Source organism: Providencia sp. Je.9.19, assembly GCF_051129765.1.
Classification (GTDB): domain Bacteria; phylum Pseudomonadota; class Gammaproteobacteria; order Enterobacterales; family Enterobacteriaceae; genus Providencia.
On the sequence record NZ_JBCPSS010000002.1, the window covers coordinates 556,799 to 580,945 of the forward strand.

Below are 24,147 nucleotides of genomic sequence, written 5' to 3' on the forward strand. Positions count from 1 at the left end.
CTATATTATGTATTATTTAAAAAATAAGAATTTCTGGTTATTTGGTAGCTTCTTCTTTTTCTACTTTTTTATTATGGGGGCTTATTTCCCATTTTTCCCCATTTGGTTAGCGGATGTTAATCAGGTGACGAAAGCGGAAACAGGCATAATTTTTGCCAGTATTTCTTTGTGCTCGCTAATTTTTCAGCCCGTATTTGGCGTGATGTCAGATAAATTGGGTTTGAAGAAAAATTTAATGTGGATCATTACCGGCATGTTGGTGATGTTTGGCCCATTTTTCATTTATGTCTTTGGCCCATTACTCAAAATAAATATCTATTTAGCCTCTGCCGTCGGGGGGATTTATTTGGGGTTTATCTATAACGGCGGAGCCCCCGTTATAGAAGCTTATATTGAAAAAGTTAGCCGTAGGAGCTCTTTTGAGTTTGGTAGAGCTCGGTTATTTGGTTGTATTGGCTGGGCTATTTGCGCCTCGATAGCCGGTATCATGATGACGATTAATGACCAATTTGTTTTTTGGATGGGGTCAGTTTGTGCCATTTTGTTGGCCATATTACTTTATTTTGCTAAGCCTGAAGCAAATAGCAGTGCTCAGGTGGCTGATGAACTGGGTGCAAATAAAAAGCCAGTTACCCTAAAACTCATCTTCTTATTATTTAAAGACCCAAAACTATGGTTTCTCAGTCTGTTTGTCATTGGTGTTTCTTGTACATATGATGTTTTTGATCAGCAATTTGCGAGTTTTTTCGTCGGTTTTTTTGATAATCGAAATCAAGGTATTCGTGTATTTGGTTATGTCACAACTTTAGGTGAATTATTAAATGCGACTATTATGTTTTTTGCGCCCACAATTATTAATCGTATTGGGGCAAAAAATGGTTTGTTAATTGCAGGTATGATTATGGCAATTCGTATTTTAGGATCATCAATTGCCTCATCTGCCGTTGAAGTGGTTATTCTCAAAACGTTACATATGTTTGAAGTGCCATTCTTGATTGTGGGTTGCTTTAAATATATTACAACAGTATTCGAGGTTCGGTTTTCAGCGACTATCTACTTAGTTTGTTTTTGTTTCTTTAAACAGTTGTCAATTATGGTTATGTCTGTTTTTACGGGGCAGTTATATGAAAGTGTTGGCTTTCAAGGAACCTATCTTATTTTAGGGTGTATTGCTTTGACCTTCACTATTATTTCATTTTTTACATTAACATCACCTGCGAAGGCGAGATATGCTAAATCGCCAAGTAGTTAAATAATATACAAAAAAACACCTCCCGAGGGAGGTGTAAATAAAAACAAATGAATACAAATCAATAAGGTAATTATGAGGGTACTGATTTTTGGGTTACCATTTCTTACCAAGTAAGAAATCGAGACTAAACTTGCCTGGACCTGTCACTGCTAATAGCAGATAACCGCCCGCGATAGTAAAGTTTTTCATGAACATAGTACTGTTTGCGCCCACACTAAAATCTGAGTGGAATAATAAAGCAGTTAACACCGTGAAACCGGCAGTGAACAGAGCCGTTGTACGGGTTAATAAACCTAAAAGAACGGCAATACCACCACCGAGTTCAAGCAAAATAGTGAGCGGCAGTAAAAAGCCAGGCACGCCCATCGCTTGCATATAAGCTTGTGTGCCTGCATAGGCATCACCTAATTTACCGTAACCTGCCATAATAAACAGAATTGGCATCATAATACGAGCAAGTAATATCGCACTACTTTCTAAATTTTTCATCGAAACTCTCCAGACAAAACAAGTTTTAAATATAAGTTAATTGCGATATAAGTCGCGTTATACGGTAATTTTCAGCACAAAAAGGTGAGAATTATTTGATGAAGCTATAATAGCGAATAGGTTATTCAATAAAAAGCAAAGGTTATTAACAATGAAGTACAAAAAAATTGAATGAGATGAGGCGTAAAAAAAGCCTTTTTTAAAAGGCTTTCTATAACTAATTGAATTAAAATGATTAAGTGTTATTTGTTACTTGCTTTTATGGCACCTTGCACTGTTCTTACGAGGCTCCATGTTGCGATTGCTTTTTTTCCTAATGAAAAAAATTGTTTTGGGCGTTTGAGGGTATAAATAGAAATAAGCCCAGTGACAGCAATAAATATAGGCTTAAAGGTGACCATCGTTTGCCAAGCGCGATCATAAGGGGCGGTAGCCTGTAACCAATCACGTGAACTTATCGCTAGGTCAAGTCGCTGTTGCTCTATTTCCTTCACTAATCGTTGCTTTCTTTGTGCTAATAACTGATTTTTACTTTTGCTCATCATCTGCTCCTGTTAATGCCTTGGAGTCATGACTTAGTTGTTCACGTGTGGAGCCTAGTAGCGTGGATTGCTTGGCTTTTTTTAGCGTCCATATGGCAAAAATAATAGCGAGTAGAATGAGGCTACCCGTGGTAATAGCGAGAGCTTGATAACGGTAAATGGGGTCAACAGACCAGAAAATAAGGCCAATAAGGCACATTAGACCAAATGCCGTAAAAAGAAGAGTGATCCCAGCCAATAACATTAATTGGATAAGGTTAACTTTTTCTTCTTCTAATTCGACAGCGATGAGCTGAATGCGAGTTTCGACCATTTTAACGCCGATACTCGCAATTCTTTGTAGTGAGTCAAGGACCCCTTTACCGGGGCCCTGACGTTGCGGTTGTTGTTCCGTTTGTTTCATAACAATTCGTTATTAACGTTTAGCGAGAAGAACGCCAAGAACAACACCGACTGCTGCACCAATACCAATACCCGTCCATGGATTTTCACGGACATAGTTATCAGCACGGCCCGCAATCTCTTTCGTCTGTTCAGTGATGCGTTCGCTCGCTTGGCTAAGCTTTGCTCTTGATGAATAGAGCGCATCCTGTGCTTTGGATTTTAGGCTTTCAATTTCTTCTTTCGATTTGTTTCCAGTGTCGTTTAACATTGCTTCGAGAGAGTCGGCCAGCGATCTTAGTTCAACGCGTAGATCTTCAGATGAATGATTTGATGACATATTAGAACCTCCTATCAATAGAAAAAATATCTTAACTCTATTAACAATAGTCATTTTTTTGCTAAGTGCAATGGGGTATATCCTGATTTCATGTTTAAAATCTAAAAAAATAAAAAAATTTACAATTAGAAAATAAAGTATGTAATCAAATAGTTAAATATAGGGAGTGGGAGAAGTGATAGTAGGTTAAATAAGACAAGGTAAAAGTATGTAAAATAAAGGTGTGGGAGCGTTAAAATCGGCCCCCACAAGAGAATTAGCCAGCTTTCTTACCGGAAAGTTTTTTCTTAACCACAACAGCAATACTGCCGACAAGGCCAATAATCAACAGTCCAACAGGGATCAACATCAGTACATTCATTATGCGATGTTCATATTGTAAGAAAATTGGACTTTTGCCGAATCCATAACCGATTGTGGTTAAAATCAATACCCATAATAAGCCACTGAGCCAGTTGAATATTTGAAAACGACCATTTTTCAATCCTGCGAGGCCAGCAATAGTTGGCAGCAAGGTTCTAACGAACGCTAAAAAACGACCTATTAGGAGAGCGGCAAGGCCATGGCGGTGGAATAAACTATAGGCGCGCTGGTGGTAGTGTTCGGGGAGGTGTGAGAGCCAGCCTTTAACTAATTTTGTATTTCCAAGCCATCGCCCCTGTATATAACCGACCCAACAGCCTAAACTTGCGCCTGCGGTTAATATTACAATAGTTAGCGGGTAGCTCAACGTACCTTTAGCAATCAAAACACCAACTAAAATCAATAAGCTATCTCCGGGTAAAAATGCGGCCGGAAGAACTCCATTTTCAAGAAAGAGAATAGAGAACAGCATAAAATAAATAGCCCATACTAAAGACGGGTTAGATAGAGTGACATAATCTTGGTGCCAAAGGGCAAAAAAAAGTTCTTTAACTAATTCCATTAATGTTTCCTAAACGGCAATAACAGCAACAAACTTGTTGTTGGGCAGGGAGAAATGGATTAAGTGGATACCTGAGTGAAACTCGCGTTTCCGCAGGCTGTTAGTTTTAAAGCACGCCCACTTTAACAAAACAGAAAATAACTAAACAGTAAATTTTAAGCTTATTTTTAGTATTCATTTAAGTTTCGGGTGTTTTTTACAATTTCTCTCTCTTTTTTGGTTAAACGTAAAGTACCTAAAAAATACGTTTAGAGCTATAGTTTGTCCGAAAAAGTCGGAAAAAATCACTTAATTTGCTATTTATCGATCCAAATATTTTTTGAATTGTTACTTTGTACTTATTGCATTTTAAGACTATTTACATTATCTTCACTGGCAGCAAAGGGGAGTAACTTCTTTCTTGTCGGTTTATCGTCATTACGGTGCACACATTGCGCCCGGTAGCCGAGCACCACATTCTAACCATCAGGTTATTTGTGTTGTAAGTGAGACCTTGCCAGAAGGCGAGGTTTGCACATTGTTTACAACCAAAAGATAATTTCTTGAGGTTAAAGCATTTTAAGCGGCTGATGTCTTCTGGATATCAGCCGTTTTTTTTGTATTAAAGGGAAAGGAAATGAACTCTGTAGGTAACCCAATATTATGGGGTAGTTTTGCGGTCATTATTTTAGCTATGCTGCTTGTTGATCTTTTTTGGCAAGGAAAGCATAAAGGTCAAGCGATGTCGATGAAACAGGCAGCTAGCTGGAGTATTGTCTGGGTTACGTTATCGCTTATTTTTGCGGGTGGTTTGTGGTGGTATTTCAATGACACTGTTGGTCGTGAGTTTGCAGATAGCCAAACCATGGCTTTCCTCACCGGTTATTTATTAGAAAAAGCATTGGCAGTTGATAACGTATTTGTTTGGTTAATGCTCTTTAGTTATTTTGCTATTCCTGCGACTTTGCAAAGGCGTGTACTGGTTTACGGTGTGTTAGGTGCGATTGTCCTGCGTACTATTATGATTTTCGCAGGCAGTTGGTTGGTCATGCAATTTAGTTGGATTTTATATATCTTCGGGCTATTTTTACTCTTTACTGGGCTTAAAATGGCGTTTTCAAAAGAAGATGATTCACCCATTAATGATAAGCCGTTAGTCCGATGGGTTCGTTCACACTTGCGTATGACTGACGAACTTCATGGTGAAAAGTTTTTTATTAAACAAAATGGCGTATTAATTGCGACGCCATTAATTTTAGTTTTGATATTGGTTGAAATCAGTGACGTTATTTTTGCTGTAGACAGCATACCGGCTATTTTTGCCGTCACAACTGACCCATTCATTGTTTTAACCTCTAACTTATTTGCCATTTTAGGTTTACGTGCAATGTACTTCTTGCTGGCTGGCGTTGCAGAGAAATTCACGATGTTGAAGTATGGTTTAGCGGTAATTTTAAGCTTTATCGGTGTGAAAATGTTGTTGATGGATATTTATCATATTCCAACGGCAATCTCTTTAGGCACGATTGCTGCAATTTTAGTACTGACATTGGTTATCAATACCATTGTGAATAAACGCAACGAATCTAATCGTTAATAAAATTGTTTTTAAGATTAAGCACCCTAACGGTAACGTAGGGTGCTTTTTTTGTTTTAACTCGCTGAAAAATATCATTCATTTTCTATTACGTCATTCTACTATAAGAAACAAAACTCTATTGCGATCACAGTTGTGTAAAATATTTGTTAAACAAATTAAATCATTGTGTATATTTTGGATAATAGCCTTTTCAGGCGATTATTATTCCTTATACTGGCGCAAAGGCAGTTGATGTTTCATGCTTATTTTTGTAACGATTTATTCGCTATGGAAAGCCATAAATCTAATGAATAATGAATTTATATCCATAAAAGCAATGCTTACTTAGCTCTTCTGAATCAATAAGCATTACTGTACGGATTTAATTAAAATATGTTGAATTCAAACAAAAATTGACCATGAATATTAACTTCTTAGCAAACACATCTAATTCATAATAAAAGATAAATAATATAGGTCTACTATGGAAACAAACAAAGCAGGGTTATGGCGAGTAATTACTCATGGCAGTTTGGTTAAACAAATTCTTGTTGCCCTTATTGCTGGTATGTTACTGGCATGGTTATGGCCATCAGCGGCTAAGAACGTTGCGCTGTTGGGCGATTTATTTGTAAGCGCATTAAAAGCTGTTGCACCAATATTAGTTTGGGTATTAGTGATGTCTTCAATTGCTAATCACCGACAAGGTCAAAAAACGAATATTCGTCCAATTTTAGTGCTTTATATTTTAGGTACTTTTTTTGCGGCTGTTGTGGCGGTTATTGGCTCATTCCTTTTCCCATCGAGCTTAGTGTTAGCGGTTGGTGATACACAGTTAAATCCCCCAGGAAATATTGCTGAGGTATTGAAAGGGCTATTAATTAATGTGTTCGCTAACCCTGTTGATGCACTAATTAAAGGTAACTATATTGGGATTTTGGCATGGGCAGTTGGGCTTGGTATTGCTTTACGTCATGCAAATGAAACGACTAAGAACGTGATCCATGACTTATCGAACGCAGTTACGCAATTGGTTCGCGTTGTGATAAGGCTTGCACCTTTAGGTATTTTTGGCCTCGTATCTTCTACAATAGCAATAACCGGTTTTGAAACCTTAAAAGGTTACTTCCACGTTCTTGCTGTTCTCATTGGTTGTATGTTGGTAGTGGCATTCATTGTTAACCCGCTGATTGTCTATTGGAAAATGAGACGCAATCCGTTCCCATTAGTATTTGCTTGCTTACGTGAAAGTGGTGTGACAGCATTCTTTACTCGAAGCTCTGCGGCTAATATTCCTGTAAATATGGGCATGTGTCGCCGTATGAATTTGCATGAAGATACTTATTCTGTCTCTATTCCGCTTGGCGCAACCATTAATATGGCGGGTGCAGCGGTGACCATTACTGTGCTGACATTGGCTGCCGTAAATACTCTTAATATTCCTGTTGATATCCCAACTGCATTGTTATTAAGTGTAGTCGCTGCGGTTTGTGCTTGTGGCGCGTCGGGTGTAGCGGGTGGGTCATTACTGCTTATTCCATTGGCGTGTAATATGTTTGGAATTTCAAACGAAATTGCCATGCAAGTAGTCGCAGTAGGTGTAATGATTGGCGTACTGCAAGATTCAGCAGAAACAGCGCTGAATTCATCAACGGATGTCTTATTCACTGCGGCAGTCTGTTTGGCGGAAGATGAGCGTTTGGCTGATTCAGAAGCCCAGTTATCTCATCGTGATTAATATTGCTAATTGATATTACAAATAAATATCTTGAATTAATAAACCCGCCTTTAAAAGCGGGTTTTGTGTAATTTATTGGTACTCTCATCATTTTCAATAGGGGTTTATATTGAGCTATAAAGCTAAATGATAAATATTTTCGGTATCCACAATTTTTCCTGTGAATTCAAAACCAAATGACTGATATAAATTTTTTGCTACTATATTTTTTTCATCAAGCCCTAGTGTGACTGATTTAATTCCTTCTGAACTAAAAAAATTTAGTATCGCATTAAATGATTTTTTCCCTAAACCTCTTCCAATAAATTTATAATCAAGCATATATCTACAAAGCATAACTTCTTTTAGATTGTTAATATCTGTTTTATACATAAAAAAGCCGATTAAAGTATCGTTATAATATAATGACTTAGGGTGAAAGTTTGGGAAGTAACTCGCTTCTGCAATTGATGTTGCATTACAACAGATATAGTCTTCTAGTACAGTGGCAACGCCATCTGAATTAGATGTTAATTCACACACATCAAATAAATTGCCTTGATTTATGCCCTTTATATTAATCATATAATTACTATTCTCAAAAGCATTGGACATAATAAATTAAGAGAATCGACAATCTAAATTAGAAGCAACACAAATCATTTTGCACTATCTTCAAAATCTATTCGAACGATTAAATCTCTACAGGCTGCAATGATACAACTTCAAGTTAACTTTAAGTCAAGTTGAAACCTTCACAAGTACAGTTTCTTTATCTGCATCGCTAATAACTATGCGTAGCAATAGGTAAACATGTCAGAGCTGATAAGCTATTTGCATGCCTTGTTCTATTGCTCTGCGTGCATCAAGCTCAGCTGCGACATCTGCACCACCAATCACATATGCATTAATACCGCGTTTGGCGAGTTGATCTTTCAATGGCCGATAAGGCTCTTGCCCTGTACAAAGAATGACATTATCAACGGGTAGGCACTGTATTTTATCTTGATGGCGAATATGTAAACCTTCATCATCAACTCGCATATATTCAACGGCATTGAGCATTTGAACGCCGCGTTTCATTAATGATAGACGATGAACCCATCCTGTTGTTTTTCCAAGACCTGCGCCAACTTTGGTATTTTTACGCTGTAATAAATAAAGGTGGCGAGCTGAGCTCTCGCGTTCTTTTTTGGGGGGAAATATACCGCCAGTGGCACTAATATTGGTATCAATATTCCACTCTTGATTAAATAGTTGAGTATCTAAACTGCTACTTTGTCCTTTTTGAGTCAGCAATTCGGCGATATCAAAGCCAATTCCACCTGCACCTATAATTGCCACATTGTTGCCAACGGGGTGTTGTTTAGCGAGAACATCAATATAGGTCATGACTTTAGGGTGCTCGATGCCGTCAAGTTTGATGGCGCGAGGCATAACACCAGTCGCAATAATGACTTCATCAAAACCCAGTAGGCTCGCAGCATTCACTTCGTGTTCAAGGTGGACATCAACTTTGAGTATTTCTAGCTGGCGGCAAAAATAACGGATAGTTTCGTGAAACTCTTCTTTGCCTGGAATTTGTTTGGCAAGATTAAATTGTCCACCAATTTGGTTAGATTTTTCAAATAGCGTGACTTTGTGCCCACGTTTAGCTGCATAAATAGCGCAAGAAAGACCCGCAGGGCCTGCACCGACAATGGCAACGGATTTTGCTAGGTTTGCTTTTTCATTCGGATAGTCAATTTCTCTAACCGCTTGTGGATTCACTAGGCAACTGGCGAGTTTTCCATTAAATATTTGGTCGAGGCAAGCTTGGTTACAGCCAATACAGGTATTAATTTCATCTGCTCTATTTTCTGCTGCTTTGCGTACAAAAGCTTCATCAGCTAGAAAAGGGCGTGCCATTGAGACCATATCGGCTTGACCATCAGCAATAATTTGCTCGGCAACGAAAGGGTCGTTAATGCGATTGGTGGTAATTAATGGGATGGACACTTTACCCATTAGTTTTTCAGTCACCCAGCTAAATGCACTGCGAGGTACTTGGGTTGCAATGGTCGGCACTCGTGCTTCATGCCAACCAATACCCGTATTGATCATACTAGCGCCCGCTTTTTCTATTTGTTTAGCAAGATATTCAATCTCTTCCCAAGTTGATCCTCCTTCTACTAAATCCAGCATAGAAAGACGATAAATAATGATGAAGTTTTCACCAACAGCTTGGCGAATTTGCGTTACGATTTCTAAAGGTAAGCGTATTCGATTGGTATAACTCCCACCCCATTCATCCGTTCTATGATTAGTGCGCTCAGTGATAAATTGGTTAATGAAGTATCCCTCAGAACCCATAATTTCAACACCATCATAGCCTGCTTGTTTAGCGAGTTTAGCCGTGGTGACAAAATCACAAATAGTTTGGGTTATCTCATCACTAGAAAGTGCTTTAGGCACAAAAGGGTTAATTTCAGCCTGAATAGCACTTGGTGCAACTAAGGAGGGATGTAAACCATAACGGCCAGCATGTAAGATCTGTAGCGCTATCTTACCGTCTGCTTGATGTACGGCTTGGGTTATTTCTTGATGAAATGGGAGCTGCATTTCATCATTCAAAATAGCACTATGGGCGGTGAGTGCGCCTTCTTTATTAGGGGCAATTCCCCCAGTGATGATGAGGCTAACACCATTTTCAGCACGTAAGCGGTAAAAATGGGCAAGCCGCTCACTACCTTGAGGATGTTCTTCAAGCCCCGTGTGCATAGAGCCCATTAGAATCCGATTCTTCAGTACCGTATGCCCCAAATTTAGTGGGGTAAATAAATGTTTAAAATTGCTCATAATTGCTCCCATTAGGGGCTCTAGTAACAGGTCAGATGAGTTAACTTTAGCCTAATAGGGTGATGAATTAAGAATAATGTTAATAATTTGTGATTTTTATCATATGTTTTGTTGAAAATACTCGATTAAGTCTAAATACTGGTATGCGTTTCAAATTAATGTCATCAAAACAGTTTAAAACTAATGAAAAACGTAATAAGCCATTAGATTTCAACACAAATCACATTTTTTCATTCAGGAATATACCATGAAAGAGATTTGCCAAGCAGTAATCTTAGAAGGCGAGCATGTCCGGCTGGAATTGTTATCTCATCAATATGATCGTGCATTTGCAGAAATGATCCAAAGAGATGGCCTACATAAATTATGGTATACCTCGGTGCCTGAACCTGAAAATATTGCTATTGATGTTGATAGTCGTCTTGAGCGTTTTCATAATAAAGAGATGCTACCTCTGGTTGTTATTGATAAAAGAACGGAAAAAGCGGTTGGAATGACCGGTTTTTTTCGTATCGAAAAGGGCATCAGACGAGTTGAGATTGGCGGAACATGGTATGGCGTTGAAGTGCAGCGATCACCGATTAATACAGAGGCAAAATACTTGTTATTACAATATGCCTTTGAAGAGTTAGATTGTGTTGCAGTTGAATTTCGGACTAACTTTTTAAATCACCAAAGTCGTACAGCGATTGAACGCTTAGGGGCAAAATTGGATGGTATATTAAGGCGGCATGCTTTTACACGTACTGGAGAGCTGCGAGATACTTGTATTTATAGCATCATCGACTCTGAATGGGCGGCAGTGAAGCGTCATCTCACATGGCAAATGGCAAAACCACGTTAATCGCTATGTTAGTCATCATATTCAAATAAAATAGCCCACTAAATTGTGGGCTAGATAAGTTTATAAATATTCGTGCATCGGTTTAGTCATATAGACGTTATTCGGCATTTTCTCTGTTGTTGTATAGCCTGAAGGGCTATTAATCAGCGCAGGTATACGGTTCACCAAATTTGCACAGGTAAGCTCTACTGTAGCTGGATTATTCACTTCAATGGAAGTATCTGGCTCACCAATGAGCTGCCAGCTATTTTTATCACATTCATCAGCCGTTAAAATTTTTCCTATACATTCAGTTTCAAGGGTGACGCCCTCTGCTGTTTCAGTAATTACGACGGCAGATAAGCCAAGAACATCACCTTTTTTTACTGTCATTTTTAATGTGTCAGAATAGATATCTTGTAGCGCAATTTGTGGAATACAACGTTGGGTTTGGTTAGTAATAGTGAGACCAAGGCGACTACATAGCCAACCATTTTGTGTCCACATATAAGGTGGGGCATACTCTCCACTCTCAATTTTTTGAGAGATAACCGCATAAGGTAAGTCGTTGTAGTTACCAATTTGTGCATTAAAATCATCCACACTCAGACCTGCACCGTGGCCTATTGCTAATGCGATACCATAATCTTCGACGTTATAGCAGCTAGATCCTTTGATTTTAACTAGTTTATGCATTGATCCTGCTAAGGTGTCGATTAAGACTCCCCAAAACATATCAGGATAGCCACTACCAGCTAGTGTACAGTTATTTTGTTTTGCTAATTTATCGAGTTTTTGGGTGATTTCAGGAGATGAGTTCCAAGGATATAGGGCTTCTTCACCTGTTGAAATAGCATTGACACCATGGCGTGCAAATAAAGAAAACGCTTCTTCTAAATCTGCCATTGTACTGAGTGTTGCAATAATACCGACATCGGGCTTTAACGTTGCAAGTGCTTTATCTGCCTCTTGTAATGATTGTATTTTAACACCCGTTGGCGCTGTTCCTGCGATTTCGCCAATATCTTTGCCTATAACGGCTTCATTGATATCAAAAGCTGCCACCACCTCAGCACCATGTTCTTGTAGGTAACGAATAAGGAATTTCCCCATTTTTCCACAACCATATTGAACCGCACGTATTTTTTTCATGGTATGTTATCCTCGATGTAAATTGCTTATAAATTATATAACTAGATACCTTTATACTTCAATTTTCATAGGTGTCATTATTGTTTAATTATCAAAGCTGCATAGTTTCCTGTGATTTTTGGTGTGACCAATATGCCCTTTGAATTAATTAGGTATCAATTCGATGTATTCATAGTTACACGAGTGCTTATTGGATTCAGCAGCCTAGGTCACAGGTTGACCTAGGTACTTTGAACTATCTTTGTATGCTGTGATCTGCAATGTGAATAGTTGCAGATAAGTTAGTGATGAATATAAAAGCGTGAGCGGCTGAGTATTATGGGCAAGTATGATGAGTTTTAGTAAAGGAAGATAATTTAGTTAAAAACTATAGTTACGATCAATGGTATCGCGTTGAATTATAAGTCCAGCCATGATTTTGCACACAAAATCGCCATACAGTTCTGAAACACTAGACCTAGGATAAAACTGCACGTATAATCGCTCCCACTTTGGCCCCTTAGCTCAGTTGGTTAGAGCAGTCGACTCATAATCGATTGGTCGCTGGTTCAAGTCCAGCAGGGGCCACCAAATTTTAGCTGTTAAATCAGCGCATTAAGCCACTTTGAAAGAAGTGGTTTTTTTGTATCTAAAAGCCAATGGCGACAAAACAGAATAGAGTTTTTTATATTAAGTTTGTTTCTTAGGAAAACCTAACGGATTTCTCAGATAAGTTAACTATATTTAGTATCATAATTGGTATCATATAGTTAGGTCATGTTTCTATGATAATAAAGGTAAAAGCGTAAAAACATCCAAAGAAGTTCTTAACTATTAAGAAAGCGAAATTGGCATGATTTTGGTGGTCTGATATATATACATCTATATCTAGGTATTAAAATTGATATTGAATCCTTTGGTCACTATAGTGTTATTTAGGGGGCGATGATTAAGTGCCAATGTGGGGCTTAGTCAAATTGTAAATTTTATTTTAAGAGAAAATAAAATTATGGATAGGGATTGAATTTTAACTCAAATTAAAAGAGAGCATAAAAAGCTAGTGTTAGAAATATAAAGATAATATAGAGAGAATCTGATGATACTTTGATTGGTTGCTATATTTTAGGCATAAAGACAATGCAAGGAACCCCAAATAAGTATTATTACTAATTCTTAATATTTTAGTTTAAGTTAAATTATCTTTTTTAGATATTCTATTATTATTTATTATGCCTACATAATTATTGAATTTTTAAAGCTATACTTTTTACTATTAAAACTCAAATTATTTATATTTTATGTGGCAGTGCTGTGTCAGTATGATATCCATGGATATGGCAACTTTCACTTTGCATTGTTTTTGTCTTGTAGTTGATTGATATTAAATGCAAAAAATGGAATTTAAGCATATGATGGCTTTCGGTATCCAAATGAAACCTTCGCACATCCCACAAGGTTCTCATCCTGTAATTTATGATGTAAAGACCAATAGTTATATTATTTACCATAATAACAATAGGGCTATTATGCTTAAGAGTTTATTAAGCCACTTATTATTTAATTTTTTTACTTACCCCTTATATTTTCTTGAGTTATTTTTAGGGGAGCATACTAACTATCTTTATATGACTAAATTAAGTTTTCAGAAATGGATTTTGCATCTATTTTTTTGATTAAAAGCAATACATATTACTATAATAACTGAATAAATGTTGTATATGCTTTTTGTTTAAAATATTTATTACCTGTTGTTTTTTTATCTATTGTTTTTAATATCTGTTAATTTATTCGGATTTTTCTTAATTTATAATTGATTAATATCATACTTTATTTATTTATATAGATAGCACTTCACCATATATTGCTAAATAAAAACTAACTACTACTATTACACAGTACACATTCGTTGTACTCAATAATCGAGTATTAATATTTCATGTAAAACAAATATTAGAGAGACTGCTATGTCATTAATAAAATGTAAATTATTTTGTATACCTACAGCAGTATCACTGCTGATGTTATCCGCCTCGGGTTTTTCCGCCGATGGGACTATTAATTTTACTGGTGAGTTTATTGCGACAACGTGTGATATCCAAATTGATAATGGTCCGAATAATAGCGAAATTAATTTGGGGATCTATAACATAAAAGCACTGGCAAATGTTGGGGATTTGACCACCAGCAAAATGGTTAATATTTCATTAACGGATTGCCCTGTGCAAAATAAAGATATCAATTTGGAATTTGTGGCTGCCAATACCACATCGGATGGTCTTACCTATAAGGTAACTGGCGCTAACCCGATTTCGACTTCTGATATTGGTATCGCTTTATTTAAAGATGATGCTCATGCATCACAAATCGTTCCTGCATCAACAATGGTTCCCGTAACGTTAACTAATGATGTAGGCAGCGCTAAGATTTATGCCTCTTTTAAACGTATTCAGAACAGTGGTCCTCTGCAGGCAGACAAAATCACCGCAACAGCAACATTTAATATAAATTATTTATAAGGTTTGAGCTGAGCTCTCTATCAAATGGGACTCAGCTATTATTATACAAGGTGTAGTATGTTAAATAGAATAAAAATTACCTTACTGATGTTAATTATTTTGGGTGTTGTACAGGTTGCACAGGCTAGTGTGGTTCTTGAGTCTACCCGTGTTATTTATCACGCAAATAAAAAAGATGCGACGCTAACCGTTAACAATCCTGATGATCAACCTTATTTGATTCAGTCCTGGGTCGGCAGTGAAAATTCTGACGCACCTGAAAATAATCCCCTTTTTATTACCACTCCACCGCTTTTTCGCCTGGATGCAAAACAATCTAATACATTACGAATTATTTATATGGAAGACAGAGGAAGCTTACCGAAAAATAAACAGTCTGTTTTTTGGTTGAATGTGAAAGCAATTCCTTCTTCCAATCCGAGTGCGAAAGATACATTGTCAATATCTATCAATACTCGTATTAAGTTATTTTATACTCCTGATGGTTTATCGCAGGATGCGTTTGATATGGCATTCAAAAATCTGACATTTTCTATTTCTGGAAATCAACTGACAGTGAAAAACCCGACACCTTATTATGTGACCTTGGCAAAATTGGCTGTAGGTAGTCATGAAATTGATAAACCAGGGATGATTGCACCTGAAAGCCTAATTAATTTTATTATCCCAGATAATACGACGACTAGGAAAATAAGCTGGAGTGCAATTAACAGTTATGGTGGTGTAACTGAAAATCTAGTCAATTAATTTGATTTGGTTTAATAAGGCAGGGTTATAATAATGCAATACAGTAAAAATAAAATATATTTATATTGTATCATTTCGGTCATGTCACCCATTATTTCGGCTAAATATGTTTTAGCTGCTGACTACTTTGATCCTCAGGCATTGAGCTACGGAGAGGGGCAACCTGTTGCCAATATTGAAGATCTTGAAGTCTTTTCTCATCCTAGCGGTCAGCGCCCTGGTAGTTATATTATTGATATTTACATCAATGGACAACCCGTGGAGCGTGCCTCCGTTTCCTTTATGTTGAATAAATCTGATAACTCAATTTATCCAGTATTTTTGAAAAAACAACTTACTGAGTGGGGCGTGGATTTAACAAAGGAAACTGGAGCTGTTTCACTACCGGATGATGAAGCTGTTGTAATCAATCGTATTATTCCTAATGCGGATAGTAAATTTAATTTCTCGCTTCAACGGTTGGATATTAGTATTCCTCAGATTTATATAAATAAAAATGCACGGGGTAGTATCAGCCCCGAGTTATGGGATCAAGGGATCCCTACTGCCATGCTGAATTACAATTTTACCGGGTCAGAAGCACAGCAAGATTATGATAAGAAAGAACATACTAGTGATCAGTTTCTTAACCTGCGCAGTGGCATTAATTTATTTGGATGGCGGTTACGAAATTATTCCACATACAATCGAAATAACTATGATAGAAAATGGAATAGTATTCAAACTTATATGAGTCATCAGATTATATCGGTTAAATCACAATTTTCTGTCGGTGAAGTGAACAGCTCTGGTAATATTTTCGATAGTTTTGCTTATACAGGTATTTTATTAGAATCTGATGAGGGAATGCTGCCTGATAGTCTGAAAGGATTTGCTCCTGTTGTTCGAGGCATTGCTAATAGCAATGCACAAGTGACTATCCGACAAAATAATAATGTTATTTATCAAACATATGTTCCACCAGGCGCATTTGAAATTAATGATTTATATCCGACGTCTTACAGTGGAAATCTGGATGTGACAGTCGAAGAGGCTAACGGCAATAAACGGACATTTGTCGTGCCATTTTCTTCGTTGGCTGTTATGCAGCGAGAGGGGAGTCTGAAATATTCCGTCAGTAGCGGTAAATATAATCTAAGAAATAATACGAATACTCATCGTCCAGAGTTTATTCAGACAACTGCAATGTACGGTTTGCCATATGATATTACGATTTATGGCGGGCAACTTTTTTCGAAGAAGTATAATTCCGTCTCGGCTGGTCTTGGGCTCAGTTTAGGAGAGATTGGCGCGGTTTCAGCTGACGTGACTCATGCTGTTACTCGCTATAAAGATCAGAAAGATAAAAATAGTGGCCAGTCCTATCGTTTTCAATATTCTAAGAGTATGACTGAAAGCGGAACATTGCTGACGCTGGCTGGTTACCGTTATTCAACTAAAGAGTTTTATACCTTTAGTGAAGCAAATAACAATAATCAGATTCAGTACAATAGACGCTCCCGTTTACAAGCAAACTTAAACCAATCTTTGGATAATTTTGGCAGTCTTTATTTTAGTGCTTATCAGCAGGATTACTGGGGGCGTTCTGGAACTGAGAGCAATTTCAGCGTGGGCTATAACATAAGTGTCAGCAACATCTCTTATAGCTTGAATTATAACTATAATAAAATGCCATACTCGGAAACAGATCATCAACTAGCATTTAGCGTGAATATTCCGCTATCTAACTGGTATCCAGACAGCAACAGTTATCTGACCTCAAATATGAGTTTTTCTCGTGAAGGACGAAATAACTTCCAGGCAGGTTTTAGCGGAAATGCGCTCGAAAATAATCAGTTAAATTATAATGTAAGTCAAAGTTATGCCACCAAAGGTCAGGGAGCTAGCGGAAATGCGGATATCGCTTACCGAGGTGCTTATGGCAATATTAATGCCGGTTACGGTTATTCCTCACATTATCAGCGAATTAATTATGGTCTTCAGGGGGGGGTAGTTGCTCATCCATACGGTATCACATTATCCCAACCATTTGGTGAAACACTGGCTGTGGTCAGAGCTCCAGGTGCAGATAATATCAAAGTGAAAAATCTGACTGGCGTGTCAACTGACTGGCGTGGCTATGCTGTAATTCCATACATATCACCATATTCACGTAATGATATTGCGTTGAATGTCGACACTCTGAATGATGAAATAGAAATAATAGGAAATAGCAAAACAGTTATTCCAACAAAGGGTGCTGTTGTATTGGCCGATTTTGATATTAGAAAAGGTGTCAGAGTATTAATCACATTGAACAATAAGGAACAAAAAATTCCGTTTGGTTCGATGGCAGTATTAGTTACTGATAATACTGATACTTATTCCAATATTACTGGGATTGTTGGGGATAATGGGATTGTGTATATGAGCGGTATGCCAGAATCTGGGGAATTACAGGTGAAGTGGGGTACGGATGGCAATCAGCAGTGCCGTGCTAAGTATGTGCTCCCTGAGATACAAAACAATAAACCAGTTAAACAGATAAATGCAGAATGCCTGTAATACTATTATGGAGAAAATAATGAAAACGAATATCTCAGTTCTGTTTATATCTATGTGCTATTCCTCCGTGTCTTCAGCCGCAGCTTATGATTTATTGCTTGATATTCAACCGATTGTTTACTCTGCACCCGAGAACTCAGTAAATATCGGAGGTTCACTCACGGGAAGGTGGGATATACAAAAAAATCAGTCTATGTTTTGTTCATACGGTCCTGGAATAGATTTAGAGACAATATCTGCAGTTCAGGCAGCTAGTGGATATAACACTATTTTTGAATCGGTATCATATGATGTTTTTAATACGACTCAGACCGGGATTGGCTGGATTATGGGGGGGAAAGATGGCGGAGCATCCGGAAGCTGGACACCGCTTTTGGCATCTGGGGAAACGCAAGTATTCCCTTTCCCTGGCGGCCTTCCTAGTTACCCACAACCAGGGGCTAATATCCGACTTGCTTATATTCGGCTTCCAGGAGTACTCAATGCAGGTAAATTTACACTACCGGCACAGGATATAGCCAAAGTGAAATGTTATAATAATAAAGCCCTGATAGAAACGGCAACTATTCGTACTGCTGCGGTGGTAATGACCATTAATGCCCGCTCCTGTCGTATACAGACGGGTGATCAGACACTACAGATGGGGACATTAACTCGTCAAGATTTTTCCGGACTGGCGATTGGACAAAACATTGAACCTGGTAATACAGCAACGTTAAATTTAAGCTGCGATAAAGATGTTATCCCGTTTGTTACTATCAGCGACAATAATAATACCGCCAATGAAAGTAACGTTATTTCATTATCATCTCCTACTGCAACGACCACAGCAAAAGGTGTGGCCTATCAGGTTTTTTATAATAATCAACGTCAGTCTTTAGGTCCCAAAAGTGCAGATAAAGGAACTCTAAACCAGTTTCCAGTTGGGCAGGTAACGACGGCTGATAATCAAGCAGTGCCAATCGCTTTACAATTTAAATATTTGAAGACGGATGAGGCGGTGGCGCCGGGTGATGTAAATGCCTCTGTCACGCTGACGTTTTCATATCAATAAAACAGTAGGAGAAGAGGATGAATAATAAAAAGTTATCTACATTATTTTTTATAATATTCACGGCTTCTCTGGTAAACAACCCAGTGAGTGCCGATAGTTCAGTTAGGATTAATTTACAAGGTAATATTAAAGAAGGAACCTGCAAAATAAGTAGTTATACAAATAAAATTGCACTGACAGGTGAAGGTGAACAGTATAACAGTCGTCTGGTTTTTCCATATACTGGTAGTACAACAGCGCCAGTTCCTTTTTCCATTGAACTAAAAGATTGTGATCCAAACCTAAATGTATCTATCCGTTTTGATGGGCAAGTCGTTATTGGGAATAATGATATTTTGATGTTGACACAAGATGCATCGGTATCAAAAGGTGCGGGAATTCAGATTCTGGATCAAAATGAAAATCCAGTGATTATTGGGCAGAAAGTACTCATGACAACGTATGTAGAAAAGGATGAAACTTATCTTTTTCCTTTTTTTGCTCGTTATATACGTTACAGCAATGAGTTTGTTACTGAGGGTAGTGCTAACGGTAAGGTAGATTTTACATTTACCTATGAATGATACTAAATCAATCTCAACGGTAGAGAATTGATATACATTGTTATTTTATGGGTAAGATAAAGATTGATAATAATAAAGTTATTAATAAAAATATAAAGCATGAAGCTATTTCTGTAAGTCGTACTTACACCGATAATAAGTTTATTAATTTTTATTTTTATCGAAAATTTGAGTAGTTAGCCTCATAAATCCATGCGCCAAAAATATATTTTCTGCTATGGGTTAGGTATGACATAAATGCATTGGCTGATTTATTTAATAATGCCATCGTATAAGTGGCGGTAACATTAAAATCAGCAGGTATATCGATTACCGACAAACCTTGTTCTTGTTCAATCCGCTTTTTATAATGTTGATAGCCAATAAAAATATCTGCTTTACCAGTCGTTACAATCCATTTAGATGCCATATTACCTACGGGTATTTTGATATTATCATTGCTGTGACCACCGACTAAATGCCTTATTCTATGGCGTATGTTGTCGGCAATATTAGGATGTCTGGCACAGTGATTTGGCGACCTAATTGGTCGGTAAATTCGCGGTCAGCATGTGCGGATATAGCACAAGAAAACAGTAATAGTGCCAATAAGTTTTGTGTTGTTTGTTTAAAATTTGTTTTCATTAGAATACCCTATAGTGTTGTATAAAATATTATATAACACTATAGAGCTGAATATATGATATTGAATCATAAAATAGGTTTTATCATCTCAATATTTATTTGCTGAGTCTTTTCTGAACTTTACTACCTATCTTCCCCTTTTTTGATCTCGATAGCGGGTAATACCTTTGATTAGCGCCTAAAATAATAACTTAGGTATTAAGAGGGTGCACGAGTGAAAAACGGGATACAAATTAGGATTAAAGGCAAAGTACAGGGGGTTGGGTTTCGGCCTTATGTGTGGCAGCTTGCGCATCAGTGTCATCTCAATGGGGATGTGTGCAATGATGGGGAAGGCGTACTGGTACGGTTACTTGCTAGTGCTGATATTGCCGAGTTTACGCAATTGCTATATCAATATTGCCCACCGTTAGCTCATATTGAAAGTATTCAACCGCAACCTTTTGAATGGACTGAACTCCCTGACAAATTTTCGATTCGACATAGCGGCGCGGGTCGAATGGATACGCAAGTGATCCCCGATGCGGCTACTTGTGAGTCTTGTCGACGTGAATTATTTGAGTCTGAAAACCGCCGATTTGGTTATCCATTTACCAATTGTACTCATTGTGGCCCTCGTTTTACTATTATCCGTCAGATGCCTTATGATAGGCCCAATACCGCCATGGCTGATTTTCCTCTGTGCCCTGAGTGTTTACAAGAGTATGAATCACCTGCCGATAGGCGCTTTCATGCACAACCAAATGCCTGCCCTGTTTGTGGTCCTGAAATTCAGCTTTGTGATAAAACAGGTCATATTCTCGCTATTAAAAATAATGCATTAGAGCAGGCAGTAGCACAGTTGTTACAAGGAAATATTGTTGCAATAAAAGGACTGGGTGGCTTTCATCTAGCTTGTGATGCCACGAATGATCAGGCGATAAAACAATTACGTTTGCGTAAACATCGGCCAACGAAGCCATTTGCAGTAATGATCCCATCATTGGCATGGTTGGCAAAACAAGGTATTGATGTTAGTGATGGCTTACGCGCTCTATTGCAAAGTGCGGCATCGCCAATTGTTTTGATTAAACATCGTTTTGAAGGTGTTTTGAATGATGATATTGCACCCGGGCTGCAAGAGCTTGGCATTATGTTGCCCGCGAACCCACTACAACATTTATTGATGGCAGTAGTTGATCGCCCGCTTGTGATGACTTCAGGAAATGCATCGGGAAAACCACCGGTATTAACCAATGAAGAGGCATTAGCAGATTTAGTCAATATTGCGGATGTGTGGCTAATGCATAATCGTGACATTGTGCAGCGTGCTGATGATTCACTGGTTCGCTATCATGATGGACAGGCTGAAATGATGCGCCGCGCGCGGGGCTATGTGCCAGATGCGATTGATTTACCCGCAGGTTTTGAACATTCGCCTTCAATACTAGGATTAGGAGCTGATCTCAAAAATACTTTTTGCTTGTTACGAGATAAAAGTGCAGTGCTGAGTCAACACTTCGGTGATTTGGATGATATCGATATTTATCAACAATATCAGCGAACAATAAAATTATTTGAATCAATTTATCGCTTTACGCCGTCAATAATTGTTGGTGATATGCACCCGAATTATGTTAGTCATCGGTACGCAAAACAATTATCCGAACAGCTTCAAATACCGTTTATTCAAGTACAACATCATCATGCCCATATCGCGGCGGCTATGGTTGAACATGGTATTCCCTTAGATGAAAAGCCTGTTATCGGTTTAGCCTTAGATGGATTAGGTTATGGCGATGATAATCGCCTCTGGGGTGGTGAATGTTTGTTGGTTGATTATAAAAGTAGTCAGTGGCTAGGTGGCTTACCGCCAGTTGCTATGCCCGGTGGTTCTCTGGCATCTCGTCAGCCTTGGCGTAATTTATTGGCACATTTACAGCGTTTTGTTCCTGACTGGCAAAATGAAAATATTGCTACTGTGTTATCGCCTCACCCATGGGTCGCATTACAAAAAGCTATTGAGCGTGGAATCAATGCACCGACTGCATCGTCAGCGGGACGGTTATTTGATGCTGTTGCGGCAACATTAGGTATTTGTACCAAAGAAATCAGTTGGGAGGGGGAGGCAGCTTGCCAACTTGAAGCATTGGCTTCTCATTGCCAACGGAATCATCACCCAGTGACTTTGCCTTTAATCGGTCAATATCTTGATTTAGCAACATTTTGGCATCAGTGGATTGATTATCAAGCGCCTGCGATAGACAAAGCGCATGCATTTCATGTGGGATTAGCCGAAGGTTTTGCAAGTTTGGCGAAACAAGCTGCTCATCAGCATGGTATTAAACGTGTCGTTCTATCTGGAGGCGTAATGCATAATCAATTATTCAGAAATTTATTAATTGAAAAACTTCAGCCACTGGAAGTGATGTATGCGCGTCAATTACCAATGGGAGATGGTGGATTAGCATTAGGACAGGTTGCTATTGCGGCGGCAATATTAAAAAATAAATAGAGGAATGAATATAACTAATATTAGCGTAAATTAGTGGATTAAAAAATTGCATTTATATGTATAGACAAGATGGAGTGATAATAATCAAATGAATAACTCTTGTTTCATTTTTTTTTGATATTGATTCTTATTTACTTTGTATTTATTGAATTAAAGGTTGCAGGTTAATTAATACGCTAATTTAGCTTAATTATAATTTCAAAATTGATCGAGTTAATTTATTTAATTGATAAGTAAGCATTTATAATGATTTATTTTTGCGATGAATAACCCAATACTGAATAATAAATTCTATTTTGTTAATTTAATATCTATTAGATAGTACATTGATGCTGAATCGATTTTATTAGCAAAACATATAAAAAATAACGCCTATCTTATTTCCTGTTGATAAAGATCAAGTGATTAATAATAGAGAGGACTAGGATCTCTTCTTATATTTATACATCAGGCAATGTCGAATAAGTTACCTATAATAGGAAAAAAGAATGGCTGGAGATAACTCTATTTTTTCTCCTCATGGCATTAATCGCCGTGATTTTATGAAATTATGTACAGCGCTAGCAGCAACAATGGGATTAAGTAGCAAGGCTGCTGCCCAAATCGCTGAATCAGTGGGTAATCCTGAGCGTCCACCGGTTATTTGGATTGGTGCTCAAGAATGTACTGGCTGTACAGAATCATTATTATGTGCAACTCACCCAACTCTCGAAAATTTAATTCTTGATACCATTTCGCTTGAATACCATGAGGTATTATCGGCGGCTTTTGGTGAGCAAGTTGAACAAAATAAACATAACGCAGTTGAGAAATACAAAGGTAAATACGTACTGGTTGTTGATGGTTCTATCCCATTAAAAGATAACGGTATTTATTGTATGGTAGCAGGTAAGCCAATTGTTGAGCATATTCGTGAAGTCGCAGAACATGCAGGTGCAATTATTGCAATTGGTTCTTGTGCTTCATGGGGCGGCGTTGCTGCCGCAGGTAGTAATCCAACCGGTGCGGTAGGTTTAAGTGAAGTATTAAAAGATAAAACTGTGATTAACATTCCTGGATGCCCACCGAATCCACATAATTTCCTCGCCACCGTCGCGCATTTGATTACCTATAATCGTCCGCCAAAATTGGATAGTAAAAATCGTCCAATGTTTGCCTATGGACGTTTGATTCATGAGCATTGTGAGCGCCGTCCACACTTTGATGCAGGCCGTTTTGCTAAAGAATTTGGTGATGATGGACACCGTGAAGGCTGGTGTTTGTATCACTTAGGTTGTAAAGGACCCGAAACTTACGGTAACTGTTCAACCTTGCAATTTTGCGATGTTGGTGGTGTTTGGCCAGTAGCAATTGGGCATCCATGTTACGGCTGTAATGAGGAAAATGTCGGTTTCCATAAAGCGATTCACCAACTCGCCAATGTTGAAAACCCAACCCCGCGTGTTGATAAACCCGATGTGAATATTCGTGAAGGTGGCAATGTTTCAGCGACCGCAGTGGGCTTAATTGGCGGTGTTGTAGGATTAGTTGCGGGTGTTAGTGTGATGGCTGTACGTGAATTAGGGCGTCAAAAACGTCATAACGATACAGACTCACGGGGGGAATAACC

At 38.0% G+C, this 24,147-nt stretch carries 21 protein-coding genes and 1 tRNA gene; 12 read left to right on the top strand and 10 right to left on the bottom strand.

Features of this window, described 5'->3' with window-relative positions; genetic code table 11:
* The first annotated feature begins 7 nt into the window (after positions 1-7).
* The gene (locus AAZR93_RS11780) at positions 8-1,252 is read left to right on the top strand and encodes an MFS transporter (RefSeq protein ID WP_434719906.1); all 1,245 of its coding nucleotides are present in this window, start codon (positions 8-10) and stop codon (positions 1,250-1,252) included.
* Between the two features lie 93 nt (positions 1,253-1,345).
* Here the strand turns inward: AAZR93_RS11780 and AAZR93_RS11785 are convergent, their stop codons facing one another.
* From AAZR93_RS11785 to AAZR93_RS11805, 5 genes are all read right to left on the bottom strand, one after another.
* Positions 1,346-1,741: a DoxX family protein gene (locus AAZR93_RS11785; RefSeq protein ID WP_434719907.1), complete on the bottom strand. Its 396-nt coding sequence runs from the start codon at positions 1,739-1,741 to the stop codon at positions 1,346-1,348.
* Positions 1,742-1,983: 242 nt separating this feature from the next.
* Positions 1,984-2,283, bottom strand: coding sequence for a YqjK-like family protein (locus AAZR93_RS11790; RefSeq protein WP_434719908.1), 300 nt, complete (start codon positions 2,281-2,283; stop codon positions 1,984-1,986).
* On the bottom strand, positions 2,270-2,686 hold the full coding sequence (locus tag AAZR93_RS11795; RefSeq protein ID WP_434719909.1) for a phage holin family protein: 417 nt from the start codon (positions 2,684-2,686) through the stop codon (positions 2,270-2,272). Before AAZR93_RS11795 ends, AAZR93_RS11790 begins: the two co-directional genes overlap by 14 nt.
* A 12-nt stretch (positions 2,687-2,698) precedes the next feature.
* Positions 2,699-3,004, bottom strand: coding sequence for a DUF883 family protein (locus AAZR93_RS11800; RefSeq protein WP_294106616.1), 306 nt, complete (start codon positions 3,002-3,004; stop codon positions 2,699-2,701).
* A 256-nt stretch (positions 3,005-3,260) separates the two neighbouring features.
* A complete protein-coding gene (locus tag AAZR93_RS11805; RefSeq protein ID WP_434719910.1) occupies positions 3,261-3,929 on the bottom strand; it encodes a DedA family protein in 669 nt (222 codons plus the stop codon).
* 616 nt (positions 3,930-4,545) lie between these two features.
* Here AAZR93_RS11805 and AAZR93_RS11810 point away from each other — a divergent pair.
* Positions 4,546-5,505 carry a TerC family protein gene (locus AAZR93_RS11810; protein ID WP_294106621.1) on the top strand — a complete coding sequence of 320 codons (960 nt, stop codon included), beginning with the start codon at positions 4,546-4,548 and terminating at the stop codon, positions 5,503-5,505.
* A gap of 466 nt (positions 5,506-5,971) precedes the next feature.
* Entirely contained in the window at positions 5,972-7,225 is a 1,254-nt protein-coding gene (gene sstT, locus AAZR93_RS11815; RefSeq protein ID WP_434719911.1) for a serine/threonine transporter SstT, read from the top strand.
* 114 nt (positions 7,226-7,339) lie between these two features.
* Here the strand turns inward: sstT and AAZR93_RS11820 are convergent, their stop codons facing one another.
* On the bottom strand, positions 7,340-7,789 hold the full coding sequence (locus AAZR93_RS11820) for a GNAT family N-acetyltransferase (protein WP_434719912.1): 450 nt from the start codon (positions 7,787-7,789) through the stop codon (positions 7,340-7,342).
* 231 nt (positions 7,790-8,020) lie between these two features.
* On the bottom strand, positions 8,021-10,042 hold the full coding sequence (locus tag AAZR93_RS11825) for an FAD-dependent oxidoreductase (RefSeq protein WP_434719913.1): 2,022 nt from the start codon (positions 10,040-10,042) through the stop codon (positions 8,021-8,023).
* Between the two features lie 247 nt (positions 10,043-10,289).
* Here AAZR93_RS11825 and AAZR93_RS11830 point away from each other — a divergent pair, with 247 nt between their 5' ends.
* Positions 10,290-10,886: a GNAT family N-acetyltransferase gene (locus AAZR93_RS11830; protein WP_434719914.1), complete on the top strand. Its 597-nt coding sequence runs from the start codon at positions 10,290-10,292 to the stop codon at positions 10,884-10,886.
* Positions 10,887-10,946: 60 nt separating this feature from the next.
* Here the strand turns inward: AAZR93_RS11830 and AAZR93_RS11835 are convergent, their stop codons facing one another.
* Positions 10,947-12,017 (bottom strand): NAD(P)H-dependent amine dehydrogenase family protein, encoded by a 1,071-nt coding sequence (locus tag AAZR93_RS11835; RefSeq protein ID WP_434719915.1) that lies wholly within the window; start codon positions 12,015-12,017, stop codon positions 10,947-10,949.
* Positions 12,018-12,510: 493 nt separating this feature from the next.
* On the opposite strand from AAZR93_RS11835, the gene AAZR93_RS11840 reads away from it, so the two are divergent.
* From AAZR93_RS11840 to AAZR93_RS11865, 6 genes are all read left to right on the top strand, one after another.
* Positions 12,511-12,587, top strand: a tRNA-Ile gene (locus AAZR93_RS11840).
* Between the two features lie 1,373 nt (positions 12,588-13,960).
* On the top strand, positions 13,961-14,512 hold the full coding sequence (locus AAZR93_RS11845; protein ID WP_434719916.1) for a fimbrial protein: 552 nt from the start codon (positions 13,961-13,963) through the stop codon (positions 14,510-14,512).
* Between the two features lie 57 nt (positions 14,513-14,569).
* Entirely contained in the window at positions 14,570-15,259 is a 690-nt protein-coding gene (locus AAZR93_RS11850) for a fimbrial biogenesis chaperone (RefSeq protein WP_434719917.1), read from the top strand.
* Between the two features lie 33 nt (positions 15,260-15,292).
* The gene (locus AAZR93_RS11855; protein ID WP_434719918.1) at positions 15,293-17,803 is read left to right on the top strand and encodes a fimbria/pilus outer membrane usher protein; all 2,511 of its coding nucleotides are present in this window, start codon (positions 15,293-15,295) and stop codon (positions 17,801-17,803) included.
* A 19-nt stretch (positions 17,804-17,822) separates the two neighbouring features.
* Positions 17,823-18,857: a fimbrial protein gene (locus tag AAZR93_RS11860; protein ID WP_434719919.1), complete on the top strand. Its 1,035-nt coding sequence runs from the start codon at positions 17,823-17,825 to the stop codon at positions 18,855-18,857.
* 17 nt (positions 18,858-18,874) lie between these two features.
* Complete coding sequence (locus AAZR93_RS11865) at positions 18,875-19,420, top strand: fimbrial protein (RefSeq protein WP_336430359.1); 546 nt, start codon at positions 18,875-18,877, stop codon at positions 19,418-19,420.
* 157 nt (positions 19,421-19,577) lie between these two features.
* Here AAZR93_RS11865 and AAZR93_RS11870 read toward each other — a convergent pair whose 3' ends face one another.
* On the bottom strand, positions 19,578-19,829 hold the full coding sequence (locus tag AAZR93_RS11870; RefSeq protein ID WP_434719920.1) for a substrate-binding domain-containing protein: 252 nt from the start codon (positions 19,827-19,829) through the stop codon (positions 19,578-19,580).
* A 53-nt stretch (positions 19,830-19,882) separates the two neighbouring features.
* Positions 19,883-20,044, bottom strand: coding sequence for a hypothetical protein (locus AAZR93_RS11875; protein WP_434719921.1), 162 nt, complete (start codon positions 20,042-20,044; stop codon positions 19,883-19,885).
* A 214-nt stretch (positions 20,045-20,258) separates the two neighbouring features.
* Here AAZR93_RS11875 and hypF point away from each other — a divergent pair, with 214 nt between their 5' ends.
* Positions 20,259-22,538 (top strand): carbamoyltransferase HypF, encoded by a 2,280-nt coding sequence (hypF, locus tag AAZR93_RS11880; RefSeq protein WP_434719922.1) that lies wholly within the window; start codon positions 20,259-20,261, stop codon positions 22,536-22,538.
* Between the two features lie 488 nt (positions 22,539-23,026).
* Entirely contained in the window at positions 23,027-24,145 is a 1,119-nt protein-coding gene (gene hybO / locus AAZR93_RS11885; protein WP_294106684.1) for a hydrogenase 2 small subunit, read from the top strand.
* Positions 24,146-24,147 lie beyond the last annotated feature (2 nt).